Source organism: Rhodococcus sp. P3_B8, assembly GCF_056402775.1.
In genome coordinates this window covers 1-16,938 of the sequence record NZ_JBFUGT010000137.1, presented here as the reverse complement: position 1 = coordinate 16,938, position 16,938 = coordinate 1, and the positions used below count along the sequence as shown (strand labels likewise).

The window sequence follows — 16,938 nt, the reverse complement described above, 5'->3', positions numbered from 1 at the left end:
CCCTCGTGGTCTCGCTGGCGGTCGGGTTCTTCAACGGGTACCTGGTGATGAAGACGAAGATCCCCAGCTTCCTGATCACGCTGAGCTCGTTTCTGATGCTCACCGGCATCAACCTGGCGGTCACCAAACTCGTCACCGGGCAGGTCGCCACCCCCAGCGTGTCCGACATGGCCGGGTTCGACTCGGCGAAGAGGGTGTTCGCGTCCTCGTTCGAGGTCGGCGGGGTGTCGGTGCGGATCACCGTGGTCTGGTGGTTGCTGTTCACCGCGATCGCCACCTGGGTGCTGTTCAAGACCCGGATCGGGAACTGGATCTTCGCCGTCGGCGGCAACCAGGACTCCGCCCGCGCCATCGGCGTCCCGGTCACGAAGGTCAAGATCGGGTTGTTCATGACCGTCGGGTTCGCCGCGTGGTTCGTCGGGATGCACCTGCTGTTCTCGTTCAACACCGTCCAGTCCGGGCAGGGTATCGGCAACGAGTTCCTCTACATCATCGCCGCGGTCATCGGCGGCTGCCTGCTCACCGGCGGGTACGGCACCGCGATCGGCGCCGCGATCGGCGCGTTCATCTTCGGCATGACGAACCAGGGCATCGTCTACGCCGGCTGGAACCCGGATTGGTTCAAGTTCTTCCTCGGCGCGATGCTGCTGTTCGCGGTCATCGCCAACAATGCCTTCCGTAACTACGCCGCCAAGAGGTGACCGGTATGAGTACCATCGAACAACTTCCCGTCGATACCGAACCCGGTGGTGGCGACAAGATCCCGCTGATCGAGCTCAAACACGTCGGCAAGCAGTACGGCAACATCATCGCCCTCGAGGACATCAACCTGCGGGTGCGGGCCGGGGAGGTCACCGGTGTCCTCGGCGACAACGGGGCCGGCAAGTCCACCCTGATCAAGATCATCGCCGGCCTGCACCAGCAGAGTTCGGGCGAGTTGCTCGTCGACGGCGAGGCCCTCACGTTCGGCTCGCCGAAGGAGGCCCTGTCCAAGGGCATCGCCACCGTCTACCAGGACCTGGCGGTGGTGTCGCTGATGCCGGTGTGGCGGAACTTCTTCCTCGGCCAGGAACTACGGAAGGGACCGCTCAAGTCCCTCGACGCGAACGGGATGCGCGCCACCACGATGTCCGAGTTGTCGAAGATGGGCATCGAGCTGCCCGACGTCGACGCCCCCATCGGGTCGCTGTCCGGCGGCCAACGCCAGTGTGTGGCGATCGCCCGGGCGATCTTCTTCGGCGCCCGCGTGCTGATCCTCGACGAGCCCACCGCCGCCCTCGGCGTCAAGCAGTCCGGGATGGTGCTGCGCTACATCTCCGCCGCCAAGGAACAGGGCTTCGGGGTCGTGTTCATCACCCACAACCCGCACCACGCCTACATGGTCGGCGACCACTTCGTCCTCCTCAACCGCGGCCGCCAGAAACTGGACTGCACGTTCGACGAGATCAGCCTCGAAGAACTCACCCAGCAGATGGCCGGCGGCGACGAACTCGAAGCACTCACCCACGAACTGCGGCGTTAGGCACCGACACGACGATGCGCCCGGCACACGTGCCGGGCGCATCGTTCGTTTCCGAGTGGGTCAGACCTTCGCGTTCGCCTTCGCCTTCGTGAGCGCGACATCCTCCTTGTCGAGGTCGAGCAGCGGAGTGCGGGAGTTCTCCTTGGCTGTGGAGGCAGAGGCCGCGGCGATGAGCGCGCAGACGGCGGTGAAGATCGCGACCGGCACCCAGTTCTTGGGGTCGGCGCCCCGCAGTGCCTGGGCGATGGTCGGTGCGAAACCGGCGAGAGCGAATCCGAGCTGCGTGCCGATCGCCATGCCGGAGTAGCGAACCCGCGAGGAGAACATCTCGGCGTAGAACGCCGGCCAGATGGCGTTGGTCCCGGCGTAGACGCCACCCATCAGCAGGATGCCCGCGAGGAAGATCATCGCCACGTTGCCGGTGCCGATCGCGGCGAAGTACAGGAAGATTCCGGCGGCCGAACCGATCGCGCCACCGATGAACACCGGCTTGCGGCCGATCCGGTCGGACAGCATGCCGAACAGCGGCTGCGAGACCAGGGCCACCGCGTTGGCGGCGATCGCGACCCACAGCATGGTCGTGCGGCTCATCCCGATCTCGGGGGTGGTGGCGTAGGCGAGGCCGAACACGGAGAACACAGTGCTGACGACGGCGATGAACGCGCAGAAGACCACACGGAGAACGTCGCGCCAGTGCGTGCGGAAGAGGTCGACGACGGGCAGCGGGGCGGGCGTCTCGTCCAGCGCTTCCTTGTTGGCGATGAAGATTTCGGGCTCTTCGAGCTTGCGACGCACGATGTAGGCGACGACGAGGACGAGGAGGCTGCACCAGAACGGGACGCGCCAGCCCCAGCTGTAGAGGGTCTCGTCGGGCAGCGCCGCGACGGGGATGAACGCGAGGCTCGCGACGATGAAACCGGCCTGGGTACCGGTGAGCGTCCAGCTGCAGAAGAAGCCGCGACGGTGTGCGGGGGAGTGCTCGAGGGTCAGTGAGCCCGCACCCGACTGTTCGCCCGCCGCGGAGATGCCCTGGCAGATGCGCAGCAGCACCAGCAGCACCGGTCCGACCATCCCGGCCTGCTCGGACGACGGCAGACAGCCGATCAGGAACGTGACGACGCCCATGAGCACCAGGCAGAACATCATCACCTTCTTGCGTCCGGCCCGGTCGCCGAAGTGTCCGACGAACACGGCGCCGATCGGGCGCGCGATGTAGGAGATGCCGAAGGTGGCCAGCGACAGCAGCAGCGGATTCTTCGATCCCTCGAAGAACACGTGCGGGAACACCAGCGCAGCAGCCGAGGCGAAGATGTAGAAGTCATAGTACTCGAGCAGGCTGCCGAAGAAGGCGGCCTTCGCGGCCTTCTTCGCGTTGGTGGGATCAGCGTTGGGGTCGACGGAGGAGCGGCCTTTGCCGTCACCGTTTCGACCGGAGACGCCGGTGCCGTAGTCGATGGTCATCGATACTCCTGGGGAGCGAGGAATGTGAACACTGGCGGCTCGGAAGAGCAGGTGTTCGTAGGTCGTAGAAGCAAGGTAACCCCGGTCACAGCCTCGAGTCAATAATGGTCGAAATGGTTAGTTCATACTTTTCCGGGCTGCTGCAGGTAGGCCAGGACGACGTCGCCGATCATCGTGCGCAGGTGGGGGCGGTTCTCCGCGCCGGTGAGATCCCAGTCGAACAGCGCCCTGAACGTGTACCGATTTGCCACCCGGAAGACGCAGTACGAGCTGATGAGCATGTGGATGTCGAGCGCCGTCGTGTCGGTGCGGAAGAGGCCCGCCTCCTGCCCTCGCCGGAGGATCTGCTCGAGCGTGCGGATCGCCGGGGCCTGCGTCTCGGGGAGCCCCTCGGCCTGGACGAGGTTGACGCCGCGATTCGTGTTCTCGATCGCGACGAGACGAATGAAGTCCGGGTGAGCTTCGTGATGGTCGAACGTCAGCTCGGCGAGCGCCCGGATCGCCTCGGTCGGCTCGAGGTGGTCGACGTCGAGCTGGGACTCCTCGTAACGGATCTCCTCGTAGGCACGCTGGAGAACCGCCCGGTACAGCCCCTCCTTGTCGCCGAAGTAGTAGTAGAGCATCCGCTTCGTGGTGGCGGTCTTCGCCGCGATCTCGTCGATGCGGGCGCCGGTCAGGCCCTTGTCGGCGAATTCCGTCATCGCCACCCGCAGGATGTTCTCCCGGGTCTTCTCGGGGTTGCGGGTCCGTTTGACCGTCTCCTTCTCGGAGGTCGCGCCCGTCGTCTCGCTTCGTGTCATCGGTGAAACTCCTGCCTCTGCTGTCTTCCGCGCGGTATGGAGGTATGCTACCGTGACATAACTCACTAGATAGTTAATTAGCTCCCAGCCCTCTCCCGGAAGTGATCGCCATGACCTCTCGTGACCTCGATGCCCCCACCGCTCGCCCGTCGTACCTGTGCGGTCTGATCGGCACCGGGATCTCGAAATCGCTGACCCCGCCGCTTCACGAGGCCGAGGGTCGCGCGCAGGGCGTCGGGTACGTCTACCGGATCCTCGACCTCGACACGCTGGGCATGGGGGTCGAGGGACTGCCGCAGCTCCTCTCGGCCGCCAAGCTCCTCGGGTTCAACGGGCTCAACATCACGCACCCCTGCAAGCAGGCCGTCATTCCGCTCCTCGACGACCTGTCCGACGACGCCCGCAAGCTCGGCGCGGTCAACACGGTCCACATCGACGGTGGGCGCCTGATCGGCCACAACACCGATTGGTCCGGATTCGCGCGCAACATGGACGAGGGTCTCGAAGGCGCGCCCATGAACCGCGTCGTGCAACTCGGGGCCGGCGGGGCAGGCGCGGCCGTCGCCTACGCCGCACTGACCCGGGGTGTCGGACACTTCACGATCATCGACGCCGACGCCGCGCGCTCGAAGGACCTGCGCGACTCGCTCGCCGAACTGTTCCCGGACCGGGAAATCGCTGCCGGCGACCTCTCCGCCGTTCCCGCCGCGGTCGGTGCGGCCCAGGGCCTCATCCACGCGACGCCGATCGGCATGGCGGCCCACCCCGGCATGGCACTCGACGCCGCCCTGCTKCGCCCCGACCTGTGGGTCGCGGACGTCGTCTACCGTCCCGCCGAAACCGAACTCCTCGCCCGCGCCCGGGACATCGGCGCCCGGACCCTCAGCGGAATCGGCATGACCATCGGACAGGCTGTCGACTCCTTCCGGATCTTCACCGGCCTCGAGCCGGACGCCCAGCGGATGCGTGAGCACATGGGTCTGCTGTTGCAGGCAGAGGACGCCGCCGCGCTCGCGGGCGCGTAACGGCCGCGCCTGCCACGTGGCGCAGACTGTCACCGTGAGGTTATTGCTGCTGGCCGACACCCATGTCCCGAAACGGGCACGAGACCTGCCCGCCCGGGTGTGGGACGAGGTCGACCGCGCGGACGTGGTGATCCACGCCGGCGACTGGGTCGATCTCCCCACGTACGAGGCCCTGCGGGCCCGATCGGCGCGGCTCGTGGCGTGCTGGGGCAACAACGACGGCGACGACCTGCGCGCCCTGATGCCCGAGCGGGCGGACGTGACCCTGGCCGGGGTGCGCATCACCGTCGTGCACGAGACCGGGGCCTCCGCAGGCAGGGAGAAACGGATGTCGGCCGCCTACCCGGACACCGACGTCCTGATCTTCGGGCACAGCCACATTCCCTGGGACACCACCACGGAAACCGGTCTGCGACTGCTGAACCCGGGATCACCGACGGATCGACGGCGGCAGCCGCACTGCACGTACATGACGACCACCGTCCGGGACGGGGAACTCGGCGACGTCGAATTGCACCGGATGTGACGGACCCGACGTGACGGTGATTCGGGCGCCCTTCAGTACGCAGTCAACGGGATCACGCCAGTGGTCCGGCCGAGGGGATCGAGGACGTGCCCGCCCCGCTTGAACGTGTGCAGGGTGATGAACCTGTCGGTGATCACGAGTGAGGGGAGTTCGCGCGTCAGGGCCGCCTCGAACGGCGCGATCTCGGCAGCCGCCCGAAACCACATGGTCGCGACGATCGTCGACGTTCCCGTGACGGCCTCGACGACACGACATCTGGGCATGCGGCCCAACAGGTTTCCCGCTGTGTTCAGCTCACCCGGCGGAACGGTCATCATGAAAGTCGTCGGCACGATGGGCCCGAGAAGTTCGGGGGCTCCCTCGCACCGCAGGGCGACACGACCCGAGTCCGTCATTCTCTCGACTCGGCGGCGCGCGGTCGGCCCGGTCGTCCCGCACCGGGCGGCGAGATCGGTCCAGGATTGCCGGCCGTCCGTCGCCAGGGACTGAAGCAGAGCCCGGTCGAGGTCGTCGAGTGAGGAAAGCGGTGTCCGACGGGTGGAGGGGGTCGGCGGCACCAGGCGAGTGGACTGTTCCAGGTCCAGGGCTTGGACCCGCCACCGCGAACCCTCCCGGTAGGTGGTCAGCGCGACCATCGATGTCACCGCGGTGATTCCGTCGATTCGTTCGATCCGGTCGTCGAGAAGCCGAGCGAGATCTGCCATGCCGGGAACGAACACGTCGAGAAGGAAATCCGCTGCGCCAGTCGTGCTGGACACGGTCGCCACAGCCGATTCGCCGACGAGTGCCCGGGCCACGTCGCGTTTCGCCTGAGGTCTGCAGTGGACGGCCAGGAATGTGGCACATCCCTGGCGAACGAATGCCGGGCCGGGAACGACCGCAACCCACGCGGAACCGCGTTCGGTCAGCAGCTTCCACCTTCTCGCGAGGGTCTTCGGTGTGTGCCCGAGGGTCTGAGCCAGCTCTGCCCAGTCGACTCGCGGGTTCAGCTGGAGGGCGTCCGTGATGGCGAGATCGAGCTCGGTAGCTACCTCTGGCGTTACATCTGGCATTCTGCAGGGCCTCTTCTGTGAGAAACCGGTCATCATTCCAGGTTAGTGAGGTGGGCCACCGAGAGTTGTCGCAGCGCAGGTGCGCAACCTGGAACAACCAGGCACAGCGAAGTCGAGGTCGATGATGCGAACAATATCGGTTGTGGGTGAAGACCTGAGGGCCAGACGGCTCCCGGTAGGGGCACTGCTGGGCTCGATGGCCACCGTCGAGTTGCTCAGCGGCGTCACACAGGGCTATCTCACCCCACTGCTGCCTTCGCTCGGCGACAGCCTCCAGATCACGGCATCCGGACAGACCAGGATCTATCTGCTGTCTCAGTTGGCGTTCGCGATCTGGACACCGTTACTCGCCAAACTGGGCGATTCGTTCGGGTACCGCCGTTTTCTCCGCCTCTCCATTGCCCTCGTCGCTGCCGGGTCGCTGATCATGGCGATCGCGCCGAGCGTGCTGACGATCTCGGTCGGTGTCGTTCTCCAGGGTGCGGTCGTGGGCTTCATGCCACTCCTGATCGGGATCCTGCGACACCAGGCGCCGGCGAGTCGCCGCACGGGAGTCGGCCTCCTGGTCGGCGTCCTCACCGCGGCCGTCGGCATCGGCGGTGTCGTCTCGGGCTCCCTCAGCGAGCGGTCGGCGACCCTCGGGCTGTGGGTCGCGGTACCGGTCGCGGTCCTGGCGGTGATCGCCGGTTTCCTGCTTCCCGATGGGGCCCCACGGGCGGGCGGCCGTATTCCACTCGTGTCCTTCGCCCTGCTCTCGCTCGGTCTGGCCGGCGTGGTGGCCGCCCTGTCGCTCGGTGCGGACTGGGGATGGACATCGGGAGAAACGATCGGATCGATGTTTGTGGGTGTCGTCGGTCTCGCCGCATGGATCGGCGTCGACTCGGCCTCGAAGTTCCCGATGGTGGATCTCCGCATGCTCGTCCACCAACCCGTGGCCGTCGTCTCCGGGGTCACCTTCTGTCTGGCCTTCTCGACGATCGGCTTCTTCGGTGCGAACGCCGTCTTTCTCGGGTCCTCGCCCGACGACAGCGGATTCGGCCTTTCCTACGGGCCTCGCTCGATCGCGCTGGTCGCACTGGCTCTCAACGTGTTCGCGCTGGCGAGTTCACTCTCCACCGCGACGATGCTTCGCAGGCTCGGCGAACGGCAGACACTTGCCCTTTCGGGCGCCCTGATCGCAGCCTCGTTCGGCAGTCTGCTCCTCTGGCATTCGACGGCGCCCCAGTATCTCGCCGCCATCGCTCTGCTCGGCGTCGGTTTCGGCGGCTATCAGGCCTCGACGCGCGCACTGTGCGTCGAATCGGTACCCGGCCGCGAGACCGCCATGGCGGCGGGGATCAACGAACTCGCGCTCTCGATGGGTGCGGCGATCGGAGCGGCCACAGTCGGCGCAATCCTGTCCGCGACCAGCACTTCCGCGGGGGTCACGTTGCAGTCCTACGTGTGGTTGTGGTGCGTGTGTGCAGCGGTCGCACTCGTGGGGGCCGGCCTCGGCCTGTGCTACCGGAAGGGGGCGGACCTCTCATGACGGACCGAAGTACGCTCGTCCCAGCCGATGTTGCGGCGAAGATCGTGTCCTGTGTGGAGACCTGGTCGGGCGCACTGATCACCCTGAGCCACAGCCTCCATCACGAGCCGGAACTGGCATTCGAGGAACATCGATCGGTATCCAAGATCATCGACCTCGCGGAAGGTGCCGGGTTCGAGACGGCGCACGGCGTCGGGGGCCTGGCGACGGCCTTCGTCGCGACCAAGGGTACCGGCGCCCTCACCATCGGCTTCTGCGCCGAATACGACGCGCTTCCCGAGATCGGCCATGCGTGTGGGCACAACGTCAACGGCGCCGCCGCGGTGGGTGCGGCAATCGCGTTGGCGGAGGTGGCGGACTCCCTGGATGTCCGGGTCAAGCTCGTGGGAACCCCTGCCGAGGAAGCGGGCGGCGGGAAGGCCATCCTTCTGAGAGCCGGCGTATTCGACGATGTCGCCGCCGCCATGATGGTGCACGCGGGCGGGCGAGACGAGGTGGGCGGATCCTCCCTGGCGATGAGCCAGTGGACGGCCGAGTACAGCGGTCGGTCCTCGCACGCCGCGACAGCCCCGTGGCTGGGCGCCAACGCACTCGACGCGGTGGCCGTGGCGTACAACGCCGTAGGACTCCTGCGTCAGCAACTCGAGCCCGGCCTCGTCGTATCGATCATCGTCACCGACGGCGGGCAGGCGTGCAATGTGATTCCGTCGAATGCCCGGGTGGCAGTGGAGATTCGAGCGACCTCGACGGCCAAGCTCCGGCAGGTGCAGGCGAGAGTGCGAGCGTGTCTCGAAGCCGGTGCCCTCGCAACGGGCACGGACGTCACCATCACACCCTGTGGCGAGGACTTCGCGGAATTACGGCAGGACGATTTCATGACCCGCGCATACTCCCGGGCGATCGGCACCCGCGGCCGGAGCGCCCTGTCCCGGGCGGGCGACCACATCGCGTCGACGGACATGGGGAACATCTCCCACGTGCTACCCGCCATCCACCCGACCATCGGGTACGACGTCGGAGATGCCGCACACCACACGGCCGAGTTCGCATTGCACGGCACGTCCCCGTCCGCCGACGAAGCGGTACTGGACGGGGCACTGGCGATGGCAGCGGTCGGGGCGGAACTCGCCCTCGATCGAGATCAGCGCACCCGACTGCTCGACCGAGTCCAGAATCCACACCTCCGAAGGGAAGAGAAAGTATGAGCGTCGATACCGTCGCGCGTCACGGAGACGACTGTGCACGAGCCGAGGAGACCGTCGTAGTCGGCGTCGGAGCTGTCACACCGGAGCAGGTGCTGAGTGTCGCTCGCCGAGGCGCCGCCGTGACGCTGTCCGAAGACGCGCTCCTTGCGATGAGCGAGTCACGTCGGCGCATCAAGGATCTCGCGGAGGATCCGAAGCCCGTCTACGGAGTGTCCACCGGGTTCGGGGCCCTCGCGACCCGGCACATTCCGCTTTCATTGCGTGCCCGATTGCAGCGCAGCCTGATTCGCTCGCACGCGGCAGGGTCGGGTCCCGGGGTCGAGCGGGAAGTGGTGCGGGCGTTGATGTTGTTGCGCCTCTCGACCCTGGCCACCGGGCGCACGGGGGTGCGCCCAGAGGTCGCGCAGGTTTACGCGTCGCTCCTGTCGGCCGGCATCACACCCGTGGTCCACGAATACGGCAGCCTCGGATGCTCCGGCGATCTGGCGCCGCTGGCCCATGTCGCGCTCGCGGTGATCGGTGAGGGCACGGTGCGGGATTCGGACGGGGCGCAGATGCAGGCGCGAGAGGCGATGTCCGCCGCCGGAATCGAACCCGTCGTGCTCGAGGAGAAGGAGGGGCTGGCCTTGATCAACGGCACGGACGGCATGCTCGGCATGCTGGTGCTGGCGTGCGAGGACCTGCACGGGCTGCTGCGTCTGGCCGACGTCACGGCGGCGATGAGTGTGGAGGGTTTGCTCGGCACCGACAAGGTGTTCGCCCCGGACCTGCAGGCGCTCCGGCCGCATCCCGGACAGGCGGCTGCTGCGGACAACATGACGCGGTTGCTCGCGGGTTCAGCCATCGTCGCCAGCCATGCGGGGCCGGATTGCACGGTGGTGCAGGACGCCTACTCGTTGCGGTGCGCACCGCAGGTGGCCGGGGCGGCGCGGGACACGCTCGCGCACGCCGAGCGGGTGGCGTCGTGGGAACTGGCGAGCGCCGTCGACAATCCGGTGGTGACGCTGGACGGGCGGGTGGAGTCGAACGGCAATTTCCACGGGGCGCCGGTCGGGTACGTGCTGGACTTCCTGGCGATCGTCGTCGCGGACGTGGCGAGCATGAGCGAGCGCCGCACCGACCGCTTCCTCGACGTGGCCCGCAATCACGGGCTGCCCCCGTTTTTGGCCGACGATCCCGGGGTGGACAGCGGCCACATGATCGCCCAGTACACCCAGGCGGCGATCGTCTCGGAGCTGAAGCGGCTGGCGGCGCCGGCGAGTGTGGACTCGATTCCGTCGTCGGCGATGCAGGAGGATCACGTGTCGATGGGGTGGTCGGCGGCCCGGAAGCTGCGCCGGGCGATCGACGGACTGACCCGGGTGCTCGCGATCGAGGCGTTGACGGCCGCTCGTGCGCTCGACCTGCGTGCCCCGCTGGCACCGTCGCCGGCGACGGGTGCGGTGCGGGACACGATCCGCGAGCACGTCGCCGGACCGGGGGCCGATCGTCACCTCGCGCCGGAGATCGAGGCCGCGGTCATCCTCGCCTCGTCCGGCGCGCTGGTCGCGAGCGCGGAGTCGGTGGTGGGAAAGCTGGACTGACCGGGGCGCTCGACGGCCCCGTTGATGTCTCGAGGCTTGCGAACTACCGTGGAATGCAGGAGATGGTCCTCATGACTCTCGCGGAGTTCGACACACGCAGGAAGACCGTCGACACGGACCGTGGTCCGGTCAGCTACCTCGATTCCGGCACCGGCCGTGTGGCGTTCTTCATTCACGGCGTCGGGACCTCCGGCTACCTCTGGCGCAACGTGATCCGTCAGCTCGAGGGCGAAAGACGGTGCGTCGCCCTCGATCTTCCGCTGCACGGTCACACCCCCGCCGCGCCCGATCAGGACTTCACGCTGGGCGCGCTCGCCGACGTCGTCGCGGCCACGTGCGACGCCCTGGGGCTGCTCGAGGTCGACGTGGTTGCCAACGACACCGGCGGAGCGGTCGCGCAGATCTTCGCGGCCCGGCACCCCGACAGGTTGTCGTCGCTGACGTTGACGAACTGCGAAACCCATGACAACGTGCCGCCGAAGGCATTCCTTCCCGCCGTGCTGCTCGCCCGGGCGGGACTGCTCGCCCGGATTGCGCGACCGCTGGCGAGGAATGTGTCGAGGGCTCGTAAGTTGTTGTACGGCAGTGGGTATCAGAACGTGCGATCACTGCCGGAGGAAGTCGTGGCGTCGTACGTCGAGCCGCTGCTCGGCACCCACGACCGAGCGTTGCTGTTCCAGCGCTGGATCGCGTCCCTCCATCCACGCGACCTACTCGCGGTCGAACCGGACCTCGCGGCACTCGAGGTCCCCACACTCGTCGTGTGGGGCACCGGAGACATGTTCTTCCGGACGAAGTGGGCCTACTGGCTGCGCGACCTCATCCCGGGAGCACGGGAAGTCGTGGAGATCCGGGGTGGCAAGTTGTTCTTCCCCGACGAACGTGCGCGCGAGCTGGTCGTCGAACTGCGCAGATTCTGGGCAGCCCGTTCGTGAGCCGCGCTCAGCGCAGCGGGTCGAAATGCCGCATGACGCCGGGAACCTCGCCGCCGGTCATGGAGTCGGCCATCATGCGCCCGGTGAGCGGGCCCAGGGCGATGCCCCACATTCCGTGACCGCCCGCCACGTGCACGCGGGGGGAGCGGGTGGCGCCGACGAGCGGAAGTCCGTCGGTGGTGCAGGGCCGGGATCCGACCCACTCCTCCTGACGCGATTCCCAGTCGATGCCGGTGAACATGGGAGTCGCGGCCTCGATGATCGCCCGGACCCGACGCGGGTCGAGAGGCGCGTCGGGACTGCGGAATTCCATCATCCCGGCGACACGGAAACGGTCGTGCAGCGGGGTGCACGCCACTCGCTGCGTGGGGAAGTAGATCGGGTTCTTCGGCATCTGCTCGGGCTGGACGCTGAAGCTGTAGCCGCGGCCGGCCTGCACCAGGGCGCGGACACCGAACGGGCGGGCGAGAGCATTGAGGCGTGCGCCGCTGGCGATGACGACGGCATCGGCGGCGACCGCGTCGCCGGTGGCCGAGGCCAGGCTGACCCCGGACTGTCCCCGATCCTGCACAGCGGCCACGTCGAAACCGGACCTGATGTCGCCGCCACGGGCCCGGACGGCGTCGGCGAGTGAGTGCACGAAGCGCGGCGGGTCGATGAAGCGCTGGTTGCGCAGCCTCAGACCGGAGTGCACGCCATTGCCGAGACTCGGCTCGAGAGAGTGGATCTCGTCCCTGTCGACGCGGTCGTACTCGACCTCGCCGCCTGCGGCCTCGACGTGACGGAACTCGTCGACGAGCGCTTCGCGGTCCTCGTCCGACTTGAACGCGGTGAGAAACGGGTCGGCGAGATGCGTGTGCTCCCGCACGCCGCCGTCCGCGAGTTCGTCGTAGGCGCTCAGGGAGATCCGGTTGACCTCGGCGTACACCTTCATCGCGTCCTCCCACCGGGAGTGCGTGCAGTGCCGGGCGAAGCCGACGAGGAAACGCACCAGGCGCAGATCGGTCGTGAAGGGAACGTAGACCGGCGACGACGGATTCAGCATTGCGCGCAGACCGTACTTCAACACGGCGGGCTCGGGCAGCGGCAGCGTCAATGCCGGTGCGAGCCAACCCGCGTTGCCCCAGGACGCGTCCGACGCGACACTCTCACGATCGACGACCGTGACGCGCACGCCGCGCTCCTGGAGGAACCACGCCGTGGACAATCCGACGACGCCTGCTCCGACGATCGCGACATGGTCAGGGCGCTGCACTGTGCTCATGACTCCATCATGGGTCGGCGACGGCGCCGGGGGAGTAGCCGTTCGGCCAGTCCCCGACAGTGCCCCCTGTGCAATCGGCCAGGGGTCACATGCCCCGCAGCCCCGTCAGCTTCAGATGCAACATCAGGATGAGCCGGGTGTCCGCGTCGGACAGGTCCACGTCGCACGAATCGACGCAGCGTCGCAGCCGGTTCCTCAGCGTGTTGGGGTGCACGTGCAGCGCGGCGGCCGCATCGGCGACGTCGCCGCCGTAGGCGAGGAAGGCGCGGGCCGTAGCCACGAGATCGGTCCCGTGCTGCTCGTCGTGCCGGGTGAGCGCGGCGAGTGGGGTGAGCTCGCCGAGGCCGTCGAAGATGTCTGCCACACGCAACGCCAGCACGGACGCGAGACTGTCCCGCATCGTCCCGACGACACCGCCGGACCGGGCGTGCTGCAGGACGGTGAGAACCCGGTCGGCGTCCCCTCGCGACAGGTGAGCCTGGCTGGCCGTGGTCACTTCGCGTCCGACGGCGACCACGAACGCTGCCCCGCTGCGGGCGCGACCGAGGAAATTCTCGGCGAGGCGCCGGACGTCCTTCTCCGACGCGGCGATGACCACGTAGATGACGTCGTCGAGCTGGGCGGCGACCGAATCGACCGCCAACGTGTCGAGGTACAGGCCGAGGGAAGCGAGCAAACCGGATGGCAGCGAGCGCCCGATCGCGACCGGGGCGGCCGCCGCGACGGTCAACCTTCCCTGCAGCCGGAGATCGTCGGCGGCGCGGAAGGCGGGCTCGCCGCCGTTGATCAGCGCACGCACCCGATCCACCTGCATCCGGCGCGTCACGTCCACGCGTTCGCGCTCCGCCGCGATGTGTTCGGCGACGACCGGCACCGCGGACCGCAGGATCGATTCCTGTTCCGGAGTGGGGGCGGACGTCATCGCCGCCCAAATGGACCCGACCGACCGTCCCGCGTCCCGCACCGCGATCACCGCTCGGGGAGTCATGTTCGGCATCCGCATGTCCACGTAGAAGACGTCGGTGTCGCGGTGCAGGCGCTCGAAGACACCGGCGTCCGCGAGGAGTTGCCGGTACTTCCCGGGCACCTGCCGTCCCAGAATGGTCTCGATGCGGGCTTGGTCCACGGCCTGCTCGCCGCTCGAATAGGCCAGAACCGTCGAGTTCTCGTCCTCGATCGTGATCGGCGCACCGATCAGCTCGGCCAGCGACCCCGCCACCGTGAACAGGTCTTCACCGCGCAGGTCCATGTCTGGGAGCCTAGTTGCCGGGAACGGTCCGGCCCGGTCTTCGCCGCGACACCGTGTCCTCGAGACACGGGCCTCCGGGTCCTGGCGGTGGCCACCTCACACGGGCATTGTGGGGGGTATGGCGGCGGCGCAGGGCGGAACCGGAACGATGGCCGCGTGGCGCGTGGTCGCGCCGGGCCCCGTCGCGGGCCACCCGCTGGAACTCGGACGCGAGACCGTTCCCGGGCCGGGACCGGGCGAACTTCTCGTGAAGGTGCTGGCGTGCGGAGTGTGCCGCACCGACCTGCACGTGACCGAAGGGGATCTGCCCGTGCACCGGCCCCGGGTGATTCCCGGCCACGAGGTGGTGGGGGAGGTTGCCGCACTGGGTGATTCGGTGTCGGGTTCCTTCGCTGTCGGCGACCGGGTGGGAATCGCCTGGCTGCGTCACACCTGCGGACGTTGCGCGGCCTGCCTGCGCGGCGCGGAGAACCTGTGCAGGCAGTCGCAGTACACGGGTTGGGATGCGGACGGCGGATACGCCGAATTCGCGACGGTCCCGGCCGACTACGCGCTGCACCTGCCGGAGGGCTACTCGGACACCGAACTCGCACCCCTGCTGTGCGCCGGGATCATCGGCTACCGCGCACTCGAACGTGCCGCGGTCCCCGACGGCGGCGCACTGGGCCTCTACGGGTTCGGCGGCAGCGCGCACCTCACCGCCCAGGTCGCGTCGATCCGCGGCGCCCGCGTGCACGTCATGACGCGTGGGGCGGWGGCCCGTGCGCTGGCGCAGCGACTCGGGGCGACGTCCGTGCAGGGTGTGCGCGACGTGCCGCCGGAACCCCTCAACTGCGCGATTCTGTTCGCGCCGGTGGGCGATCTGGTGCCCGTGGCTTTGGAGGCGCTCGCCGACGGCGGCACCCTCGCCGTCGCGGGGATCCACCTCACCGACATTCCCGCGCTCGAGTACCAGAGGCATCTGTTCCGGGAACGGCAGATCCGCAGCGTCACCGCCAATACCCGTTCGGATTCCGTCGAATTCCTGCGCATCGCAGCGGAACACCGGCTGAGTATCGACATCCACCCGTACCCACTCGACCGTGCCGACCGGGCCCTGCGCGACCTGGCCGGCGGAAAGTTCAGCGGTGCAGCAGTTCTCGAGCCGTAGAGGGAGAGAGATATGAGCGAACATGCAGGGGCGCCCGTGGTCGTCGGTATCGATGGTTCACGCGCCGCGCTCGACGCGGCGCGCTGGGCCGCGGGCGCGGCGGTCCGGCTCGACGCCGCACTCCTGCTCGCCCACACCTACCCGGACGAGGCCACGTTCTACAACGGCACCGCGATGATGATCGACGCCCAGTTTATCCAGGAACTGCGCGAGGACGGCAACTCGATGCTCGACGCCACCACCGCCGCCGTCCTGCAGGACCACCCCGGACTCGCCGTCGAGCGCGACGTCCGATCGGGGACGGCGGCGTCCCACCTGATCGAGTTGTCGAGGGCGGCGCGGATAGTGGCGCTCGRCGCGCAGGGCGCCGGCGCGGTCACCGACTACCTCCTCGGGTCCACGGTGCTCCGCACGGTCAACCACGCGCACAGCCCGGTCGCGGTCGTCCGGGGAGCGTCCACGACGGCATCCTCACCGGACACCCGCCCGATCGTCGTCGGCGTCGACGGYAGCCAGGTCAGCGAGAAGGCCGTCGAGGAGGCGTTCGCGCTCGCGTCCGCGTTCGGCGTCGGTCTGGACGTGGTGCACGCGTGGAGTGGCGAGAAGCAGCACGGCCTCGCCCATGCGTCGAAGTACGTGGACTGGACCGCCTACGAGGAAGGGGAGAAGGCCGTCGTGTCCGAATGCCTCGCCGGCATCCGGGACGAGTACCCGGACGTGCCGGTGAACGAGGTGACGACACAGGGGGTGTCCGCCGACGTCCTCCTGCGGCACGCGACGACGGCGCAGCTGCTGGTGGTCGGAAGCCACGGCCGGGGCAAAGTGATGGGTGCCCTGCTCGGATCCGTCAGCCAGAATCTGGTGCACCACGCACCCTGCCCCGTCCTCGTCTGCCGGGCTCGGCAGTGACACCGTCCGAGCCGGGCTCGGCAGTGACACCGTCCGAGCCGCGCGGATAGGCTCCTGTCATGGCTGGGGTCGAGGGTGTCCTGCTCGATATCGACGGGGTGCTGGTTACTTCGTGGCATCCGATCGACGGTGCCGTCGCCGCGGTGCGGGAGGTGCGCGAGCGCGGACTCGCGTGCGCCTACCTCACCAACACGACGTCCCGGACGTGCGACGAGATCGCCGACGCCCTGCGGTCGGCGGGCATCGAGGCCGACTCCGGCGAGATCGTCACGGCGGCCCGGCTCACCGCCGAATACGTCCGGTCGACCTACCCCGGGTCGCGGGCCTGGGTCCTCAACAGCGGCGACATCACAGCCGATCTGTCCGGGATCGAACTGGACGACGAGGACCCCGAGGTGGTGATCCTCGGTGGCGCCGGGCCGGAATTCACCCACGACGCTCTGAGCCGCGTGGTCGAGCTGATGCTCGACGGCGTCCCCGTCGTCGCGATGCACCGGGGCACCACATGGGCCACCCATGACGGGCTGCGCATCGACACGGGCACCTACCTCCCCGGTATGGAGGAGGTCGCGGGGACCAACGTCGTCTCGGTGGGCAAGCCGTCGCTCGCGGCGTTCCTCACCGCCACCGATCTGATGGGCACGGAACCGGACGTGACGGTCATGGTCGGTGACGACCTGACGAATGACGTCCTGGCCGCACAGCGGGTGGGACTGACCGGCGTGCTGG

Annotated in this window: 16 protein-coding genes; 11 read left to right on the top strand and 5 right to left on the bottom strand. The window is 68.1% G+C overall.

From position 1 onward, the window contains the following. Both AC1D1G_RS28675 and AC1D1G_RS28670 read left to right on the top strand, forming a co-directional pair. Window positions 1–701, top strand: a 701-nt coding sequence (locus AC1D1G_RS28675) for an ABC transporter permease (RefSeq protein WP_477954677.1), incomplete at its 5' end; no start/stop codon positions are given. Window positions 702–706: 5 nt separating this feature from the next. Next, window positions 707–1,522, top strand: coding sequence for an ATP-binding cassette domain-containing protein (locus AC1D1G_RS28670; protein WP_105414955.1), 816 nt, complete (start codon window positions 707–709; stop codon window positions 1,520–1,522). Window positions 1,523–1,582: 60 nt separating this feature from the next. Here AC1D1G_RS28670 and AC1D1G_RS28665 read toward each other — a convergent pair whose 3' ends face one another. Both AC1D1G_RS28665 and AC1D1G_RS28660 read right to left on the bottom strand, forming a co-directional pair. Beyond that, window positions 1,583–2,983, bottom strand: a complete 1,401-nt coding sequence (locus AC1D1G_RS28665; RefSeq protein WP_280782364.1) for an MFS transporter — start codon at window positions 2,981–2,983, stop codon at window positions 1,583–1,585. 122 nt (window positions 2,984–3,105) lie between these two features. Beyond that, complete coding sequence (locus tag AC1D1G_RS28660; RefSeq protein WP_280782365.1) at window positions 3,106–3,783, bottom strand: TetR/AcrR family transcriptional regulator; 678 nt, start codon at window positions 3,781–3,783, stop codon at window positions 3,106–3,108. Between the two features lie 110 nt (window positions 3,784–3,893). On the opposite strand from AC1D1G_RS28660, the gene AC1D1G_RS28655 reads away from it, so the two are divergent. Continuing rightward, window positions 3,894–4,808 (top strand): shikimate dehydrogenase, encoded by a 915-nt coding sequence (locus AC1D1G_RS28655; protein ID WP_283333591.1) that lies wholly within the window; start codon window positions 3,894–3,896, stop codon window positions 4,806–4,808. A 34-nt stretch (window positions 4,809–4,842) separates the two neighbouring features. Next, complete coding sequence (locus AC1D1G_RS28650) at window positions 4,843–5,334, top strand: metallophosphoesterase family protein (protein WP_477954673.1); 492 nt, start codon at window positions 4,843–4,845, stop codon at window positions 5,332–5,334. 32 nt (window positions 5,335–5,366) lie between these two features. Here the strand turns inward: AC1D1G_RS28650 and AC1D1G_RS28645 are convergent, their stop codons facing one another. Next, window positions 5,367–6,386, bottom strand: a complete 1,020-nt coding sequence (locus AC1D1G_RS28645) for an Lrp/AsnC family transcriptional regulator (RefSeq protein WP_280782368.1) — start codon at window positions 6,384–6,386, stop codon at window positions 5,367–5,369. A gap of 142 nt (window positions 6,387–6,528) precedes the next feature. Between AC1D1G_RS28645 and AC1D1G_RS28640 the strand changes: the two genes are divergently transcribed. The 4 genes from AC1D1G_RS28640 to AC1D1G_RS28625 all read left to right on the top strand — a co-directional run bounded on the left by AC1D1G_RS28640 (window position 6,529) and on the right by AC1D1G_RS28625 (window position 11,637). Then, a complete protein-coding gene (locus AC1D1G_RS28640; RefSeq protein WP_477954672.1) occupies window positions 6,529–7,914 on the top strand; it encodes an MFS transporter in 1,386 nt (461 codons plus the stop codon). Next, window positions 7,911–9,119 carry an amidohydrolase gene (locus tag AC1D1G_RS28635; RefSeq protein WP_477954670.1) on the top strand — a complete coding sequence of 403 codons (1,209 nt, stop codon included), beginning with the start codon at window positions 7,911–7,913 and terminating at the stop codon, window positions 9,117–9,119. Before AC1D1G_RS28640 ends, AC1D1G_RS28635 begins: the two co-directional genes overlap by 4 nt. Continuing rightward, window positions 9,116–10,702 carry a histidine ammonia-lyase gene (gene hutH / locus AC1D1G_RS28630; RefSeq protein ID WP_477954669.1) on the top strand — a complete coding sequence of 529 codons (1,587 nt, stop codon included), beginning with the start codon at window positions 9,116–9,118 and terminating at the stop codon, window positions 10,700–10,702. Before AC1D1G_RS28635 ends, hutH begins: the two co-directional genes overlap by 4 nt. Window positions 10,703–10,773: 71 nt before the next feature. Beyond that, window positions 10,774–11,637 carry an alpha/beta fold hydrolase gene (locus tag AC1D1G_RS28625; RefSeq protein ID WP_477954668.1) on the top strand — a complete coding sequence of 288 codons (864 nt, stop codon included), beginning with the start codon at window positions 10,774–10,776 and terminating at the stop codon, window positions 11,635–11,637. Window positions 11,638–11,644: 7 nt separating this feature from the next. On the opposite strand, the gene AC1D1G_RS28620 is transcribed toward AC1D1G_RS28625, so the two are convergent. Next, on the bottom strand, window positions 11,645–12,901 hold the full coding sequence (locus tag AC1D1G_RS28620) for an NAD(P)/FAD-dependent oxidoreductase (RefSeq protein WP_477954666.1): 1,257 nt from the start codon (window positions 12,899–12,901) through the stop codon (window positions 11,645–11,647). Between the two features lie 85 nt (window positions 12,902–12,986). After that, window positions 12,987–14,150: a helix-turn-helix domain-containing protein gene (locus AC1D1G_RS28615; RefSeq protein WP_283354636.1), complete on the bottom strand. Its 1,164-nt coding sequence runs from the start codon at window positions 14,148–14,150 to the stop codon at window positions 12,987–12,989. A gap of 148 nt (window positions 14,151–14,298) precedes the next feature. On the opposite strand from AC1D1G_RS28615, the gene AC1D1G_RS28610 reads away from it, so the two are divergent. The 3 genes from AC1D1G_RS28610 to AC1D1G_RS28600 all read left to right on the top strand — a co-directional run. Beyond that, entirely contained in the window at window positions 14,299–15,300 is a 1,002-nt protein-coding gene (locus AC1D1G_RS28610; protein ID WP_477954679.1) for a zinc-binding alcohol dehydrogenase family protein, read from the top strand. A gap of 12 nt (window positions 15,301–15,312) precedes the next feature. Next, a complete protein-coding gene (locus AC1D1G_RS28605; RefSeq protein WP_477954664.1) occupies window positions 15,313–16,209 on the top strand; it encodes a universal stress protein in 897 nt (298 codons plus the stop codon). Between the two features lie 59 nt (window positions 16,210–16,268). Further along, window positions 16,269–16,938: HAD-IIA family hydrolase (locus AC1D1G_RS28600; RefSeq protein ID WP_477954663.1), on the top strand; the 670-nt coding region annotated here is incomplete at its 3' end.